Source organism: Pseudomonas sp. 30_B (assembly GCF_017491605.1).
Classification (GTDB): Bacteria; Pseudomonadota; Gammaproteobacteria; order Pseudomonadales; family Pseudomonadaceae; genus Pseudomonas.
The window spans coordinates 200,407-216,725 of sequence record NZ_JAFGYY010000005.1; the positions used below are offsets into that span (position 1 = coordinate 200,407).

At 66.8% G+C, this 16,319-nt stretch carries 16 protein-coding genes; 5 read left to right on the plus strand and 11 right to left on the minus strand.

Going from position 1 to position 16,319, the window contains the following annotated elements; genetic code table 11:
• Nucleotides 1-53 precede the first annotated feature (53 nt).
• The 9 genes from J5M67_RS07415 to J5M67_RS07455 form a co-directional block, all read right to left on the minus strand.
• Nucleotides 54-1,211 (minus strand): D-alanyl-D-alanine carboxypeptidase family protein, encoded by a 1,158-nt coding sequence (locus J5M67_RS07415; protein ID WP_207884667.1) that lies wholly within the window; start codon nt 1,209-1,211, stop codon nt 54-56.
• A gap of 96 nt (nt 1,212-1,307) precedes the next feature.
• Nucleotides 1,308-2,336 (minus strand): septal ring lytic transglycosylase RlpA family protein, encoded by a 1,029-nt coding sequence (locus J5M67_RS07420; protein ID WP_207884668.1) that lies wholly within the window; start codon nt 2,334-2,336, stop codon nt 1,308-1,310.
• Nucleotides 2,333-3,355 (minus strand): lytic murein transglycosylase B, encoded by a 1,023-nt coding sequence (gene mltB / locus J5M67_RS07425; RefSeq protein ID WP_207884750.1) that lies wholly within the window; start codon nt 3,353-3,355, stop codon nt 2,333-2,335. The genes J5M67_RS07420 and mltB overlap by 4 nt, the downstream gene beginning before the upstream one ends.
• Nucleotides 3,356-3,363: 8 nt before the next feature.
• The gene (gene rodA / locus J5M67_RS07430) at nt 3,364-4,467 is read right to left on the minus strand and encodes a rod shape-determining protein RodA (protein WP_207884751.1); all 1,104 of its coding nucleotides are present in this window, start codon (nt 4,465-4,467) and stop codon (nt 3,364-3,366) included.
• A gap of 44 nt (nt 4,468-4,511) precedes the next feature.
• Nucleotides 4,512-6,401, minus strand: a complete 1,890-nt coding sequence (gene mrdA / locus J5M67_RS07435) for a penicillin-binding protein 2 (protein ID WP_207884669.1) — start codon at nt 6,399-6,401, stop codon at nt 4,512-4,514.
• Nucleotides 6,402-6,416: 15 nt separating this feature from the next.
• Nucleotides 6,417-6,884 (minus strand): 23S rRNA (pseudouridine(1915)-N(3))-methyltransferase RlmH, encoded by a 468-nt coding sequence (gene rlmH / locus J5M67_RS07440; protein WP_207884670.1) that lies wholly within the window; start codon nt 6,882-6,884, stop codon nt 6,417-6,419.
• A 7-nt stretch (nt 6,885-6,891) separates the two neighbouring features.
• Nucleotides 6,892-7,245, minus strand: coding sequence for a ribosome silencing factor (rsfS, locus tag J5M67_RS07445; protein ID WP_207884671.1), 354 nt, complete (start codon nt 7,243-7,245; stop codon nt 6,892-6,894).
• A gap of 20 nt (nt 7,246-7,265) precedes the next feature.
• The gene (nadD, locus tag J5M67_RS07450; RefSeq protein WP_207884672.1) at nt 7,266-7,922 is read right to left on the minus strand and encodes a nicotinate-nucleotide adenylyltransferase; all 657 of its coding nucleotides are present in this window, start codon (nt 7,920-7,922) and stop codon (nt 7,266-7,268) included.
• Nucleotides 7,922-9,187: a glutamate-5-semialdehyde dehydrogenase gene (locus J5M67_RS07455; protein ID WP_207884673.1), complete on the minus strand. Its 1,266-nt coding sequence runs from the start codon at nt 9,185-9,187 to the stop codon at nt 7,922-7,924. The genes nadD and J5M67_RS07455 overlap by 1 nt, the downstream gene beginning before the upstream one ends.
• 360 nt (nt 9,188-9,547) lie before the next feature.
• On the opposite strand from J5M67_RS07455, the gene J5M67_RS07460 reads away from it, so the two are divergent.
• Nucleotides 9,548-10,774, plus strand: a complete 1,227-nt coding sequence (locus tag J5M67_RS07460; RefSeq protein WP_207884674.1) for an alpha/beta fold hydrolase — start codon at nt 9,548-9,550, stop codon at nt 10,772-10,774.
• A 191-nt stretch (nt 10,775-10,965) separates the two neighbouring features.
• Here the strand turns inward: J5M67_RS07460 and J5M67_RS07465 are convergent, their stop codons facing one another.
• Complete coding sequence (locus J5M67_RS07465) at nt 10,966-11,820, minus strand: class I SAM-dependent methyltransferase (protein ID WP_207884675.1); 855 nt, start codon at nt 11,818-11,820, stop codon at nt 10,966-10,968.
• Between the two features lie 63 nt (nt 11,821-11,883).
• Between J5M67_RS07465 and J5M67_RS07470 the strand changes: the two genes are divergently transcribed.
• Nucleotides 11,884-12,603, plus strand: a complete 720-nt coding sequence (locus J5M67_RS07470; protein WP_207884676.1) for a DNA-3-methyladenine glycosylase — start codon at nt 11,884-11,886, stop codon at nt 12,601-12,603.
• Entirely contained in the window at nt 12,600-13,916 is a 1,317-nt protein-coding gene (locus J5M67_RS07475; protein ID WP_207884677.1) for a bifunctional DedA family/phosphatase PAP2 family protein, read from the plus strand. The genes J5M67_RS07470 and J5M67_RS07475 overlap by 4 nt, the downstream gene beginning before the upstream one ends.
• A 3-nt stretch (nt 13,917-13,919) precedes the next feature.
• On the opposite strand, the gene J5M67_RS07480 is transcribed toward J5M67_RS07475, so the two are convergent.
• Complete coding sequence (locus J5M67_RS07480; RefSeq protein ID WP_207884678.1) at nt 13,920-14,834, minus strand: LysR family transcriptional regulator; 915 nt, start codon at nt 14,832-14,834, stop codon at nt 13,920-13,922.
• 103 nt (nt 14,835-14,937) lie between these two features.
• Between J5M67_RS07480 and J5M67_RS07485 the strand changes: the two genes are divergently transcribed.
• Nucleotides 14,938-15,225 (plus strand): putative quinol monooxygenase, encoded by a 288-nt coding sequence (locus tag J5M67_RS07485; RefSeq protein WP_207884679.1) that lies wholly within the window; start codon nt 14,938-14,940, stop codon nt 15,223-15,225.
• 11 nt (nt 15,226-15,236) lie between these two features.
• Complete coding sequence (locus J5M67_RS07490; RefSeq protein WP_207884680.1) at nt 15,237-16,250, plus strand: zinc-binding alcohol dehydrogenase family protein; 1,014 nt, start codon at nt 15,237-15,239, stop codon at nt 16,248-16,250.
• Nucleotides 16,251-16,319 lie beyond the last annotated feature (69 nt).

Genomic DNA, 16,319 nt, shown 5'->3' on the forward strand with positions numbered 1-16,319 from the left:
CGTGAGGATCAATCCCGGCTTTGTATACAAAAGTGCAAGGCCGGGACGGGCGGTCAGTTGAACAGGCCGTAGAAGAACAGGCGCAGGCTGTCCCACATGCGGCGGAAGAAGCCACCTTCCTCGACGGCGTTCAGGGCTACCAGGTCGGAGGTACGGACGACCTTGTCACCCAGTTTGACTTCGACCTTGCCGATCACCTGGCCCTGCTGGATCGGAGCCATCAGGCTCGGCTCGACGACCATGTTGGCCTGCAGCTGCTTGAGCTGGCCGCGCGGTACGGTCATGGTCAGGTCTTCGGCCAGGCCGGCTTTGACTTCGTGCTCGGAGCCCTTCCAGACCATGGCCTTGGTCAGTTCGGCGCCCTTCTTGTAGAAGGTCTGCGATTCGAAGAAGCGGAAGCCGTAGGTCAGCAGCTTCTGGGTCTCGGCGGCGCGGGCCTGCTCGCTGTTGGTGCCGAACACCACGGCGATCATGCGCTGGCCGTCACGCACGGCGGAGGCCACCAGGCAGTAGCCGGCCTCGTCGGTGTGGCCGGTCTTCAGGCCGTCGACGGTCTTGTCGCGCCACAGCAGCAGGTTGCGGTTGGGCTGCTTGATGTTGTTCCAGAGGAACTCTTTCTGCGCGTAGATGGCGTAGTGGGTCGGCTCGCCATAGATGATGGCGCGGGCCAGGATCGCCATGTCCTTGGCGGAGGAGTAGTGCTCCGGGTTGGGCAGGCCGGTGGCGTCCATGAAGTGGGAATTGGTCATGCCCAGCTTCTGCGCGGTGGTGTTCATCATGTCGGCGAAGGCGTCTTCGCTGCCGGCGATGTGCTCGGCCAGGGCGACGGAGGCGTCGTTGCCCGACTGGATGATGATGCCGTGCAGCAGGTCGCTCACCGAGACCTGGGAGCCGACCTTGATGAACATGCGCGAACCACCGGTGCGCCAGGCATGTTCACTGACGGTGACCTGGTCGTTCTCACCGATGCGGCCGCCTTCGATTTCCTTGGTAGCAATGTAGGCAGTCATCAGCTTGGTCAGGCTGGCCGGAGGCAGGCGTTCGTCGCCAGCGTTCTCGACGAGGATCTGGCCGCTGGCGCCGTCCATCAGGACCCAGGCTTTGGCCGCCAGTTGCGGCGCGGCGGGAACGACTTCAGCGGCCCAGCTGGCCACGGGGGCGCTGAGCAGCACAAGCAATGACAGACGTTTGGCGATGTTGAAGATGTTCATCCGTTTCTCTGGGGTTCACTAATGGTCAAACAATCCCCTTGGGGGGAACTCGTTGCCGCGGCCTCTGCGTGCCGCTGCGGCGCGTGCGGTGGAATCTCAGTCCAGGTGCACGAGCTTGGGTTGGCCAAGGTTGGCCACACGGATGCTGTCCTGCATCCGGCTTGCTTCATCCTGCGTGTTGATCGGTCCCAGGCGCACTCGGTACAAGGTCTGCTGGTTGACCACGACCGAGCTGATAAAGGATTTCGCCCCCGTCAGGCTGCCGACCTTCTCCTTGAGAAGCTCCGCAGCGTCCGGGTTGGCGAAGGCACCCACCTGGAGATACAGGCCATCGGCTGGTAATGAAGCGTTTTTTTTTGAGTCGATCTGAACCGGCGCCATGGGCGCTGCGTGCTGCGCGGGCGGCGGGGTGTAGGTTTCGATCGGTTGCGCCATGGCCACGGCCTGGGGCTGCGCGGCGGACGGCTGCGGCGTTGCCATCTTCGGCAGTGCCATGATCATCGGCTGCGATTTGCCCTGAGAGGCCCACCAGCGATCCGGATCGATCCCCTCGACCTTGACCCGCGCGGTGCCGGTTTCGGCGTAACCGAGTTTCTTCGCCGCGGCGAAGGACAGGTCGATCACCCGATCGGAATAGAACGGGCCACGGTCGTTGACCCGGACGATCACGCTCTTGCCATTGTCCAGGTTGGTGACGCGAACATAGCTGGGCAGCGGCAGGGTCTTGTGCGCAGCGGTCATGCCGTAGAGGTCGTACTGCTCGCCGTTGGCGGTGGCCTGGCCGTGGAACTTGGTGCCGTACCAGGACGCGGTGCCCGTCACGCTGTAGGTGCGCGCGTCGTTCATCGGGTAGTAGGTCTTGCCCAGCACGGTGTAGGGGTTGTTCTTCACCGGGCCGTTATGCCGCATCGGCACCGCGTCGGGGATACGCGAGACGTCGACATCCCACCAGGGCGCGCCGTCGCGGTGCGGGCGGTTGTAGTCGTAGGGGCCGGAAATGCCGCTGCTGGCCACCGGCTGCTGCTGGGGCGCGCGGTTACCGGTACAACTGGCGAGGAACACGGTGCTCAGGCCAACGCAGGCGGCCAGCGACCAGAGGCCGGGACTTGCGATTCGCTTGCTCAATGGACACCTCGCGCCTTGGCGATCTCGCCAGCCAGCTGATGGACCGCCATGGCGTACATGGCGCTGCGGTTGTATCGGGTGATCACATAGAAATTCGGCAGGCCGACCCAGTACTCCGTGCCCTGGTCGCCTTCCAGGCGCATGGCGGTGACCATCAGGTCGTCGCGCAGCACGTCATGGGTGCGCCAGCCCTGAGAGCGTAGCTGACCGAGGTTCAGCTGCGGGTCCAGGCCCTGGGTGAGCGCGTCTTCGGCAGTGGAGGTGCCGATTTCCGCCTGCGACACCACCGGTTCGCCGGTGTGCCAGCCGTGCTGCTTGAAGTAGTTGGCGACGCTGCCGATGGCATCGGTCGGGTCGCTCCAAATATTGATGTGGCCGTCGCCGTCGAAGTCCACGGCGTAGGCGCGGAAGCTGCTCGGCATGAACTGCGGCAGGCCCATGGCACCGGCGTAGGAGCCGGTCAGGCTGAGCGGGTCGACCTGCTGTTCGCGGGCCAGGAGAAGGAACTGCTTGAGCTCCTTGCGGAAGAAGTCGGCGCGCGGCGGGTAGTCGAAGCCCAGGGTGGACAGCGCGTCCATCACCTTGAAGTTGCCGGTGTTGCGGCCGAAGAAGGTCTCGACACCGATGATGGCGACGATGTACTGGGCCGGCACGCCGTATTCCTTCTCGGCGCGGGCCAGGGCCTCGGCGTTCTGGTTCCAGAAGTCCACGCCGCGGTTGATGCGCGCGTCGGTGACAAAGATCGGACGGTATTCCTTCCAGGTCTTGACCCGTTCGGCGGGGCGGGAGATGGCGTCGAGGATGGACTGCTTGCGCTCCACGTCATGGAAGAGACCCATGAGCTGTTCGCCGGCGAAGCCGTACTCACGGGTCATTTCGCTGACGAACTCGGCAACCTGGGGCGAACCATCGTAATCGCCCGCGGCAGCGGCACCGGACATGCCGATCGCCCCCGCGAGTCCGACCCAATGCACTCCCCTGGAAGCCCAGGCGCGCAATACTTGCATCCCTTTCTTCACTCTTGTCATCAAACCTGGGCGATCCACTTGCGATGGGTATGGATCGACATCAAAACCCCGAACCCTGACATCAGGGTCACCAGCGAAGTTCCGCCATAACTAATGAAAGGCAGCGGCACCCCCACCACTGGCAACAGCCCGCTGACCATACCAATGTTGACGAACACATACACGAAGAAGGTCATGGTGATGCTGCCGGCGAGCAACTTGCCGAACAGCGTCTGCGCCTGGGCGGTGATCCACAGCCCCCGGTAGATCACCAGCAGGTACAACACCAGCAGGAGGCACACTCCGACCAGGCCGAACTCTTCGCCGAGCACCGCAATGATAAAGTCCGTGTGGCTTTCGGGCAAAAAATCCAGATGGGACTGCGTACCCAGCAGCCAGCCCTTGCCGAACACGCCGCCCGAGCCGATGGCCGCTTTCGACTGGATGATGTTCCAGCCGGTGCCCAGCGGGTCGCTTTCCGGGTCGAGGAAGGTCAGCACGCGCTGCTTCTGGTAGTCGTGCATGACGAAGTACCACATGGCCACCGCCACCGGCACCGCCGCCGACACGGCCGTGATGATCCAGCGCCAGCGCAGGCCGCCGACGAACAGCACGAAGGCGCCGGAGGCCAGCACCAGCATGGCGGTGCCCAGGTCAGGCTGCTTGAGGATCAGCACGAAGGGCACCACGATCAGCGCCAGGCCGATCAGGCTGTGCTTGAAGCCCGGCGGCAGCGAGCGCTTGGACAGGTACCAGGCGATGGTCATGGGCATCAGCAGTTTCATGAACTCCGCCGGCTGGAAGCGGATGACACCGGGGATGTTGATCCAGCGGGTCGCGCCCATGGCGTTGTGGCCCATCACGTCCACCACCACCAGCAATGCCACGCCGATCAGGTAGCCCAGCGGCACCCAGCGCGCCAGGAAGCGCGGCTCGATCTGCGCCAGGACGAACATCGCGCCCAGGCCCAGGCCGAAGGACGAAGCCTGCTTGATCAGCAAGTCCCAGCTCTTGCCGCTGGCCGAATAGAGGACGAACAGGCCGACGGAGACCAGGGTCACCAGCAGCAGGAGCAGCAGGCCGTCGATGTGCAGACGCTGCAGCAGGCTGGAGCGCCGCTTCATCACGTCTTCGTTGGACAGCGTGCGGTCGAAATTGCCGTTCTTGGTCATGGCTTGGCTGCCTCCGCCGTGGCCTGAGGCTGGTATTCAGGTTTGAGCTTGCCGTTTTCGTCGAGCAGCCAGGCATCCATGACCTGCTTGAGCACGGGCGCGGCGACGCCGGAGCCGGACTCGCCGTTCTCCACCATCACGGCCACTGCGATCTGCGGGTTGTCCGCCGGCGCGAACCCCACGAACAGGGCGTGGTCGCGATGCCGTTCGAGGAGCTTGGAGCGGTCGTACTTCTCGCCCTGCTTGATCGCCACCACCTGCGCCGTACCGGACTTGCCGGCGATGCGGTAGACGGCGGTGGCGCCGACCTTGTGCGCGGTGCCGCGGGCGCCGTGGACCACCTGCTGCATGCCGTTGTCGACCAGACTCCAGTTGTTCGGGTCCTTGAGCAGGATGTTGGGCATCGGCTCGGGGTCCACCGGCGGCTGGCCGTCGATGGTCTTGGCCAGGTGCGGACGGATCCACTTGCCCTTGTTGGCGATCAGCGATGTCATCTGCGCCAGCTGCAGCGGCGTGGCCTGCATGTAGCCCTGGCCGATCCCCAGGATCAGCGTCTCGCCGGGGAACCAGGCCTGGCGGCGCAGCGCGCGCTTCCACTGGCGCGAGGGCATCAGGCCTTCGGCCTCGCCGTACATGTCCAGGGCCACACGCTGGCCGAAGCCGAACTCGCTCATGTAGTCGTGCAGGCGGTCGATGCCGAGCTTGTGGGCGAGGTCATAGAAGTAGGTGTCGTTGGACCGCATGATCGCGGTTTCCAGGTTCACCCAGCCGTCGCCGGTGCGGTTCCAGTTGCGGTACTTGTGGTCGTAGTTCGGCAACTGGTAGTAGCCGGGGTCGAACACGCGGGTGGCGGGCGTCACCACGCCGGCGTCGAGGCCGGCGATGGCCACCGCCGGTTTCACCGTCGAGCCCGGCGGATACAGGCCACGCAGCACGCGGTTGTAGAGCGGACGATCCTCGGAGTCGCGCAGGGCCGAGTAGTCCTTGAAGCTGATGCCGGTGACGAACAGGTTGGGGTCGTAGCTCGGCTGGCTTACCATCGCCAGCACCTCGCCAGTGGACGGCTGGATCGCCACGATGGCGCCACGGCGGCCGGCCAGGGCCTCCTCGGCCTTGGCCTGCAGCTTACTGTCGATGCTCAGTACGATGTCGCGGCCGGACACCGGCTCGGTGCGCTTGAGCACGCGCAGCACGCGGCCACGGGCGTTGGTCTCGACTTCCTCGTAACCCACGGTGCCGTGCAGTTCGTTCTCGTAGAACTTCTCCACGCCGGTCTTGCCGATGTGGTGGGTGCCGGAATAGGCCACCGGGTCGAGCTTCTTCAGTTCCGCCTCGTTGATCCGCCCGACGTAGCCGACCGAGTGGGCGAAGTGTTCGCCCAGCGGATAATGGCGGACGAACTGCGCGGTCACGTCGACGCCGGGCAGGCGGTACTGGTTCACCGCGATGCGGGCGATCTGCTCTTCGGAGAGCTCGAACATGATCGGCACCGGCTCGAACGGCCGGCGGCCCTGCTTCATGCGCTTCTCGAAGATGGCCTGGTCTTCCTCGGTGAGGCCGAGGATATCCACCAGCGCCTTGAGCGTCTCCTGCAGGTTCTCGGTGCGCTCGCGGGTGATGGTCAGGCTGAAGCTGGGACGGTTGTCAGCGATGATCACGCCGTTGCGGTCGAAGATCAGGCCACGGTTCGGCGGAATCGGCTGGACGTGGACGCGGTTGTTTTCCGACAGCGTCGAGTGGTAGTCGTACTGCGTCACCTGCAGGTGATACATGCGCGCCACCAGCACCAGGGCGAGCAGGAAGATCGCCACCCCGCCGACGATGACGCGGGCGCGGACCAGGCGGGCGTCCTTCTCGTGGTCCTTGAGCTGTATCGGCTGGGGCATCGAAAACGGCTACGACTACTTGTGGTAGGGGTGCCCGGACAGAACCGTCCAGGCGCGGTAGATCTGTTCGCCGACCAGGATGCGCACCAGCGGGTGCGGCAGGGTCAGCGGCGACAGCGACCAGCGTTGTTCGCTGCGCGCGCAGACCTCCGGCGCCAGGCCTTCCGGCCCGCCGACCATGAGGTTGACGGTGCGCGCGTCCAGGCGCCAGCGGTCGAGCTCCTGCGCCAGCTGGGGGGTGCTCCAGGGCTTGCCTTCGACTTCGAGGGTGACGATCCGTTCCCCGGGCTGGACCTTGCTCAGCATGGCCTCGCCTTCCTGGCGGATCAGCCGCACCACGTCGGCATTCTTGCCGCGCGTGTTCAACGGGATTTCCACCAGCTCCAGGGACAGCTCCGAGGGCAGGCGCTTGACGTACTCGGCCCAGCCCTCTTCCACCCAGCGCGGCATGCGCGAGCCCACCGCGATCAGACGCAGACGCACGGCGGACTTACTCGGCGCTGTGGTGAGCGCGGCTCTGCTCGGCGCCTTGCCACAGGCGCTCCAGGTCGTAGAACTGGCGGGTGGCCGGCTGCATGACATGGACCACGACGTTGGCGAGGTCGATCAGGACCCACTCGCCGCCTTCCTGGCCTTCGCTGCCGATGGGCTTCACGCCCTGCTCCTTGACCTTCTCCAGCACGTTGTCGGCCAGCGACTTGACCTGACGGCCGGAGCTGCCGGTGGCGATGACCATGACGTCGGTGATGCTGGTCTTCTCGCGTACGTCGATGACGGTGATGTCTTGCGCCTTGAGATCTTCCAGGGCGGCGATGGTCAGTTCGACCAGTTGTTCGGTTTGCATTAAATGACTCTCTAACTTGATCAGTGAGGGGCCTGGTACAGGCCGTGTGCCTCGATATAGTTCAACACCGCGTCCGGCACCAGGAAGCGCGCGGAGCGCCCCTGCGACAGGAGTAGGCGAATCTGGGTGGCGGAAACCGCCAGCGGCGTCTGCCAGACGAAGGTGATCTGCCCGGCCGGGCCAGCCATCGCCTTCGGGTCGGCAACACTGCGCGCCGCCAGCAGGTCGCGCAGGTCTTCCGGCGGCTCGCTGTCGGCATCCGGGCGCTGCAGCACGACGACATGGCAGTGCTCCAGCAACTCTTCCCAGCGATGCCAGGTCGGCAGGCCGCAGAATGCGTCCCAGCCGACCAGCAGGAACAACTGGTCCTGCTCATCCAGCTCCCCACGCAGCGACTCCAGGGTGTCGATGGTGTAGGAGGGTTTGTCACGTTTGAGCTCGCGGTCGTCCACCACCAGCGGCGCCACGTCGGCCACCGCCAGTTCGACCATCGCCAGCCGCTGTTCCGCGGACACCTGCGGGTTGCCACGGTGCGGCGGACGGGCGTTGGGCATCAGGCGCAGTTCGTCGAATGCGAACTGCTCGACCATCTCCACCGCGCTGCGCAGGTGGCCGATGTGCACCGGATCGAAGGTGCCGCCAAACAGGCCGATCCGCCGGGGACGCGCCTTCTTCATCAGGTGCGCACGTGCCCGTCGCCGAACACCACGTACTTCTCGCTGGTCAGGCCTTCCAGGCCGACCGGGCCGCGGGCGTGCAGCTTGTCGGTGGAGATGCCGATCTCAGCGCCCAGCCCGTACTCGAAACCATCGGCGAAGCGGGTCGAAGCGTTCACCATGACCGAGGCCGAATCCACTTCGGTCAGGAAGCGGCGGGCGTCGGTGAAGTTCTCGGTGATGATCGCGTCGGTGTGCTGCGAGCCGTAGGTGTTGATGTGCTCGATGGCCGCGGCGAGGCTGTCGACGATACGAATCGACAGGATCGGCGCGTTGTACTCGGTGCGCCAGTCTTCCTCGGTGGCTTCCAGCACGTCGGCCCCCAGCAGCGCGCGGGTGGCGGCGTCGCCGCGCAGTTCCACGCCCTTGTCGCGGTAGATGGCGGCCAGCGGCGGCAGCACGCGGTCGGCGATGCCGGCATGGACCAGCAGCGTCTCCATGGTGTTGCACGGCGCATAGCGCTGGGTCTTGGCGTTGTCGGCGACGCGAATGGCCTTGTCCAGGTCGGCGGCGACGTCGATGTAGACGTGGCAGATGCCGTCCAGGTGCTTGATCACCGGTACCTTGGCGTCGCGGCTGATGCGCTCGATCAGGCTCTTGCCGCCGCGCGGAACGATCACGTCGACGAACTCGGGCATGGTGATCAGCGCGCCGACGGCGGCGCGGTCGGTGGTTTCCACCACCTGCACGGCGCTGGTCGGCAGGCCGGCGGCGGCCAGGCCGGTCTGGATGCACGCCGCGATGGCCTGGTTGGAATGGATCGCCTCGGAACCACCGCGCAGGATGGTCGCGTTGCCCGACTTCAGACACAGGCTGGCGGCGTCGATGGTCACGTTGGGACGGGATTCGTAGATGATCCCCACCACGCCCAGCGGCACGCGCATCTTGCCGATCTGGATGCCGGACGGCACGTAGCGCATGTCGCGGATCTCACCGATGGGGTCCGGCAGCATGGCGACCTGACGCAGGCCTTCGATCATGTCGTCGATGCGCGCCGGAGTCAGGGCCAGACGGTCGAGCATGGCCGGCTCCAGGCCATTGGCACGGCCGTTGGCCAGGTCCTTTTCGTTGGCGTCGGTCAGCTGGGCGCGGGCAGCGTCCAGGGCATCGGCAGCGGCCAGCAGGGCTTGGTTCTTCTGCGCGGTCGTGGCGCGCGCGACAACGCGCGACGCTTCACGGGCGGCGCGGCCCAGGCGGCTCATATAGTCGAGAACGGACTCGGTCATGATCTAACGCGTCTGCGTGAGGGAAATGCGCGATTATAGCGGGAGCGCGCCCTTACCGGCCAGCCGCAGCAGCCGGCCGGTAAACAGGCCGTTTCGCGCCCATCCGGGTAACGCCGCCCCTGCGCGCCATCAGGCGCCTGGCGGCGAAACGGTGACACCCGGGCCGCTCCCCTCCCGCATCGCCCCCCGAAGGTTGGGTAAACAAATTCGTATCCACTGTTTACTTTGCTCAGGGCCTGCAGTCGTTTCGCATCGGCCTCGCCTGAACGGCTGCAGGCCTTGGTGCGAAATGCCCCCGTGCCTCCATCACACGGCGCCAGGGAAGAACAACAAGAGGCGGCCCACCGCCGGAGAACTGCCATGCGCTACCGCACCGATTACAGCGCCCAGACGCTGACCGCCGCCCCGGCGGTGCTCGACCTGGACGGTTGGCAACTGCACTACCAGGCCTTCTCCTCGCGGGAAGACGATCCCCGCCCGCCCGTGCTGCTGCTGGGCGGCGCGTTCCAGAGCTTCCGTTCCTTCGCCAGCGAGGTCTCCGAACTGCTCGCCGGGCACCCGGTGATCCTGCTCGACCTGCCCAGCCAGGGCGGCAACCTGCAACTGGCGCCGCAGCTGAGCCTGGAAGACCTGGCCGACCTGATCGCCGCCTTCGCCGAGACCCTGCAACTGCCGCCGCTGATGCCCATCGGGCTGTCCTATGGCTCGGCCCTGGCCGCTCTGTTCGCCGCCCGGCACCCGGCGCGCTGCGGTCGCCTGCTGCTGGCCGGCATCACCGCCTTCGGCCGCCCCGGCGCCCGCGCGCTGCTGGAGGAAGCCCTGGCGCGCCTGGAACTGGGCGAGCAGGAACCCTTCGCCCACGGCGTGCTGACCGGCCTGATCAACCCGCTGCGCCTGGCCGATACCGGCGTTTCCCCGGTGTTCCGCAAGGCGCTGCTGCGCCAGTTGCAGCGCCTGACCCCGGCGGAAATCGAACGCTATCGGCAGAACAGCCAGCGCCTGCTGGCCTTCGGCGGCTTCGACCGCCACCCGCAATGCCCGACCCTGGTGCTGGCCGGCGAATACGACCACTTCACCCAGCCGTGGGAGCACGCCGAGTTCGCCCATGCCTGTGCGGACGCGCAATTCGCGCTGATCCACAATGCCGACCACCTGGCTCAGTTCGAGCGCCGCGATGCCTGCGCCCGGCTGTACAACCCCTTCCTGTGCGGTGAGCCGCTGCCGCGCAGCGCCGCGGGCAGTACGCGCTTCCAGCGCCAGCAGCTGCTGCATCTGGAGCGCCGCTTCGAGCCGCGCCTGGCACCGGCCGACTCGCGAGGCTTGCTGCGCAACAGCGCAGGCGGCGAGTGGCGCTGTGAGGTGGCAGAACTAGGGTATTTCGGTGGGCTGATTCGCGTTGATCTGCCGGCGGAGCGCCCCGCGCGGGGCTGGAAGCTCGCCGCCGCCGGACTGCCTGAGCTGGATATCCTGCCGCTGCGACGTACTGCCGACGGCCTGGCCTTCATTTTTGCCCATGGCAATCCGCAGGCCAGCGCGGCGCTGGCGGCGATGATCGTGCCGATGCAACAGGGAGCGTGTGCGGCTTGATGGTTCGTCGCTCGGGCTGCCCTCACCCCTACCCTCTCCCAGAGGGAGAGGGGGCCGTTCGGAGCGACCCGGGAACCCTGATGTTCCGCTTGCTGCCATGTCAGTCCCCTCTCCCTTGGGGAGAGGGTTAGGGTGAGGGGTTTTGGTCCACGTAGAACCCGCCTGTAACGCGCAAGCACTTGAGGAATCGATTAAACCCGCGCCTCGATCACCCTTACCAGACTCGGCATCCGTCCCTTCGGCAAGCCCAGCCCCGCGCCCTCCACCTGCGGATCAAGCACGCCCACCCGGCCAAAACCACAACCGATGAACGCCTGCTCGATCTCGTCAGCACTGCGGTAATGCAACGGATAGCCACCCCGCGTCAGCCGTCCGATCAGCCCCACACCCCAGCGAATCTGTCGGTAACGCGGATGCTCGCACAGGTCGGGATAGAGCTCGGTCAGGTAGGTCGCTTCCGGGAATACCCGTAGCGCCTCCGCCAGCCGTCGCCAGAATCCCTCGATCACCGGCCGCTGGAAATAGTTCACCAGGCCCTCGGTGATCACCACCACCGGGCGGCTCGGGTCGAGCCCGGCCAGCAAGGCACCCAGGCTCTGCTCGCCCTGCTCGGCGAGGATATCCACAGGGCGGACGCGGTGCTGGCCGTCCAGCCAGCCCTGCGCCTCCAGCAGCGCCGACTTGCGCGCGGCCATGGGCGGCAGGTCGGCCTCAAGGTAGGTGAGCTGTGGATAACGCTGGCGGAAGCGCCGACCACGGGGCGACAACCCGCAGGCGATCTCCACCACCTGGGTGACCCCGCGCTGCTCGATGGCCTGGGTCAGCCGCGCATCGATCAGCAGGTGACGTTGCAGCAGGAAATCTTCGATATTCAGCCCGAAACCGATGCGCGCGCCCCAGTTGATCGGCGCCACGCAGCCATGCACCCAGCGACCGAAGGTCGTGGCGAAGGCCGGCTCGGCCAGTTGGTGGCGGAACCACACGTAGCCGGTGTAGTGCGCGCTGGGGGTGATGTGGGCGCTGTCGGCCCGGACGTGTTCAGGCATGGTTAAGATTCTTGTTGTTATGATTCGCCAGCCTAAGACCGGCTCTCCTGGCCCGACAATCCGATGCCCGACGAACCCAACCTAAGTTTGCCCTGGCCCGACGCCAATCCCCTGCCGGATACCTTCTTCAACCGCGACGCGCTCACCGTCGCCCGCGAACTGCTGGGCAAAGTGATTCGCCATCGGGTCGGCGAGCTCTGGCTGTCCACGCGGATCATCGAGACCGAGGCCTATTACCTCGCGGAGAAGGGCAGCCACGCCTCCCTCGGCTACACCGAGAAGCGCAAGGCGCTGTTCCTCGACGGCGGGCACATCTACATGTACTACGCGCGCGGCGGCGACTCGCTGAACTTCAGCGCCGGCGGCGCCGGCAACGCGGTGCTGATCAAGTCCGGGCATCCGTGGATGGACCGCATCTCCGGCGACGACGCGCTGGCCCGCATGCGCCAGTTCAACCCGGCCGCCGACGGCAGCGAACGCCCGATCGGCAAGCTCTGCGCCGGCCAGACCCTGCTCTGCCGCGCCATGGGCCTGAAGGTCCCGGACTGGGACGCCCAACGCTTCGACCCGCAGCGGCTGTTCGTCGACGACCTCGGCGAGCATCCCGCGCAAGTCATCCAGGCCGCGCGCCTTGGCATTCCCCATGGGCGCGACGAACACCTGCAATACCGTTTCGTCGATGCCGCCTTCGCCCCCTTCTGCACACGCAACCCACTGCGCCGCGGGCAGGTCGAAGGACGCGACTACCACCTGCTCGGAACCCAGGACGAACCCCGCCGATGATCGACCTCGCCGCCTTCAACACCTGGATGGCCACCCACCCGCAATGGCTCGCCGGAGTCCTGTTCCTCGTCGCCTTCCTCGAATGCGCCGCGATCATTGGCATCATCCTGCCCGGCGTGGTGATGCTTTTCGCCATCGCCGTGCTGGCCGGCAGCGGCATCCTCGGCCTGGGCGAGACCCTGGCGCTGGCGTTCTTCGGCGGCCTGCTGGGCGATATCTCGTCCTACTGGATCGGCCGCCACTTCCACCAGGACATCCGCCGTCTGCCGGTACTGCGTCATCGCCCGGAATGGCTGGCCGGCGCCGAAGGCTTCTTCGCCCGTTACGGCGTCGCCAGCCTGCTGGTGGGCCGCTTCATCGGTGCCCTGCGGCCCTTCCTACCGATGATCGCCGGCATGCTCGACATGCCCTTCGGCCGCTTCCTCGCCGTCTCGGTGGTGGCCGCCGCCGGCTGGTCCATCGCCTACCTGGTGCCCGGCTGGGCCACCGGCGCGGCCATGCGCCTGCCCCTGCCGGAAGGCTTCTGGACGGAAGCCGGGGTGGTCGCCGCCTGCATCGCCGCCGTCTTCGCCCTGATCCTCCACGCCGAACTGCGCAGGGAGCGCAACGCGCCGCTGATCGGCGCCCTCGGCTGCTTCGCCCTGCTGATCGCCATGCTGATCGGCTGGCCGTACCTGGACGCCCTCGACAAGGGACTGATGACACTGGTGCAGGAGCATCGCCAAGCCTGGCTGGACGAGGTGATGGTGGCCGTCACCCGGGTCGGCGACTTCCGCACCCAGTTCATCGCCGGCGCCCTGCTCGCCCTCCTCCTCGCCCTGCTGCGCCTGTGGCGCCATGCGATCTTCGCCGCCGCCACCCTGATCGGCACGGCGCTGCTGAACGGCACCCTCAAGCACCTCTTCAGTCGCGCCCGCCCCGAGGTGATCGCCGACCCGCTGTCCGCCTTCAGCATGCCCAGCGGCCACGCCTCGGCGTCCTTCGCCTTCTTCCTGGTACTCGGTGTATTGGCCAGTCGCGAGAAAAGCCCGCGCGTGCGCCTGACCTGGATGTTGCTGGCCGTCATCCCGGCAGCGTTCATCTCCATCTCGCGGGTCTATCTGGGCGCCCATTGGCCCAGCGACATCATCGCCGGCGCCCTGCTCGGCGCCTCGGTGTGCGCCGCGTGCCTGTGGCTGAGCCAGCGGCGCCTGGAACTGCCGGCCCTGGCGCCGCGCATCTGGTGGAGCCTGCTGCCGGCGGCCATGGTGCTGCTGGCAGTGGCCAGCGCCTGGGGACTGTCAGCGGCGATCCACCGCTACGCGCCGCTCTGACGCCTACGCCCAGGGGCGCTCTCGCATCAGTTCCGCGCAGCGCAGCTGGACGAACTCCCGCAGTTGGGTCACCGCCCGGCTGAGCTGGGCGCGGTGGGTGCAGAACAGGTTCATCGGCGTGGCCTCGCCCAGGTAGTCCGCCAGCGCCACCTCCAGCCGGCCGGCGTGCACGTCGGCCGCCACGTCCAGCCAGGATTTGTACACCAGCCCCTGCCCCGCCACGGCCCAGCGCCGTACTACGTCGGCGTCGTCACACAGGCGGTCGCCGCGCACCGTCACCTCGTGCTGCCGGCGGCTGTCGCTGAAGCGCCAGCGCTCGTGAGCGCGCCCGCCCAGCATATAAAGCAGGCAGTTGTGCTTTTGCAGTTCGTCCGGGTGGGTCGGCTTGCCGTGGCGGGCGAAGTACTCCGGCGCACCGCAGAGCACCCGGCGGTTGTCCGGGGCCAATGGCAACGCGACCAGGTTCGAGTCGCCCGGCAGGCCGAGGCGGAAGGCCACGTCCACCGGCTGGCGGTAGAGATCGGCCTGGCGGTCGCTGATCAGCAAGCGCAGGCTCATCCGCGGGTGCAGCGCCTGGAACTCGTCGAGCCAGGGCAGCAGCACGTTGCGGCCGAAGTCCGACGGCGCGGAAACCTGGAAGTTGCCGGCGATCTCGCTCTTGCCACCGGCCAGCAGTTGGCGCCCGTCGTCCAGGCTCTGCAACGCGGCGCGGGCATGGGCCAAGTACAGCTCGCCCTCGGCGGTCAGGCGCAGGCTGCGGGTAGATCGGGCGAACAGGCGCACGTCCAGCTTGCTTTCCAGGCGCTTGAGCGCCGCGCTGGCCACCGCCGGGGACAACTCCAGCTCGCGGGCGGCGGCGGAGAGGCTGCCGCGCTCGGCGGTGCGGACGAAGATCTGCAAGTCGTCGAAACGCAGCATTTTCAAAATTCCTTTGAAAGAGCCTCTCTACTTACGCGATTTTTCTTCCCGGCGAAAGAGAGCAGCATGCCCTCACCTTCCCCGCCCCACTGGAGAACCCCGGATGAGCCTGACCCTGATCGCCATCATTCGCGCCAAGCCCGGCCGCGCCGACAGCCTGCAGCAGCACCTGCACGCCATGCTCGCGCCATCCCGCACCGAGGCCGGCTGCCTGCAGTACGACCTGCACCGCGACATCAAGGACGCCGACCTGATCTACATGATCGAGCAATGGCGCGACGAGGAAGCCCTGGCCGAACACGAGGCCAGCCCGCACTTCCAGGCCTTCGTGAAGGCCGCCGAACCTGACCTTGCGGAACTCGATATCCGCCTGATGAACCGTATCGACTGAAGGACTGCCCCATGAAAGCCATCGGCTACACCCAGAGCCTGCCCAGCAGCGATCCGAACGCCCTGCTCGACATCGAATTGCCGGAACCGACGCCCGGCCCGCGCGACCTGCTGGTGGAGGTACGCGCCATCTCCGTCAACCCGGTGGACACCAAGGTGCGCCAGCGCGCCCAGCCTGCCGAAGGCCAGTACAAGGTGCTCGGCTGGGACGCCGCCGGCGTGGTCCGCGCGGTGGGCAGCGAGGTCAGCCTGTTCAAGCCGGGCGACAAGGTCTGGTACGCCGGCGACCTGACGCGCCCCGGCAGCAATGCCGAGCTGCAGTTGGTGGACGAGCGCATCGTCGGCCCGATGCCGCAGAGCCTGGACTTCGCCCATGCCGCCGCCCTGCCGCTGACCACCATCACCGCCTGGGAACTGCTGTTCGACCGCCTGCAGGTGGCCGAGGGCAGCGCCAGCGGCGGGCAGAGCCTGCTGATCGTCGGCGCCGCCGGCGGCGTCGGTTCGATCCTTACCCAACTGGCGCGCCAGCTCACCGGCATGACGGTGATCGGCACCGCCTCGCGCCCGGAAACCCAGGAGTGGGTACGCAACCTCGGTGCGCACCATGTGATCGATCACCGCAAGCCACTGAGCGAGGAACTCAAGCGCATCGGCATCGGCGAAGTCACCCACGTCGCGAGCCTCAACCAGACCGAGCAGCACCTGGCCGAGATCGTTGCCAGCCTGCGCCCGCAGAGCCGTCTGGCGCTGATCGACGACCCGGACAGCCTCGACGTGCGCCTGCTCAAGCAGAAGAGCCTGTCGCTGCACTGGGAGTTCATGTACACCCGTTCGATGTTCCAGACCAACGACATGATCGAACAGCACAAGCTGCTGCAGCGCGTGGCCGGGCTGATCGACAGCGGCGTGCTGATGACCACCCTGGGCGAGCACTTCGGCCGGATCGACGCGGCCAACCTGCGCCGCGCCCATGCGCTGCTGGAGAGCAACACGGCCAAGGGCAAGATCGTGCTGGAGGGGTTCTAAGCCAGGTGCGCCCATCGGCTTTGTTCGCGAGCACGCTCGCTCCTACGAAGAGCACACCGGCGCAGACCT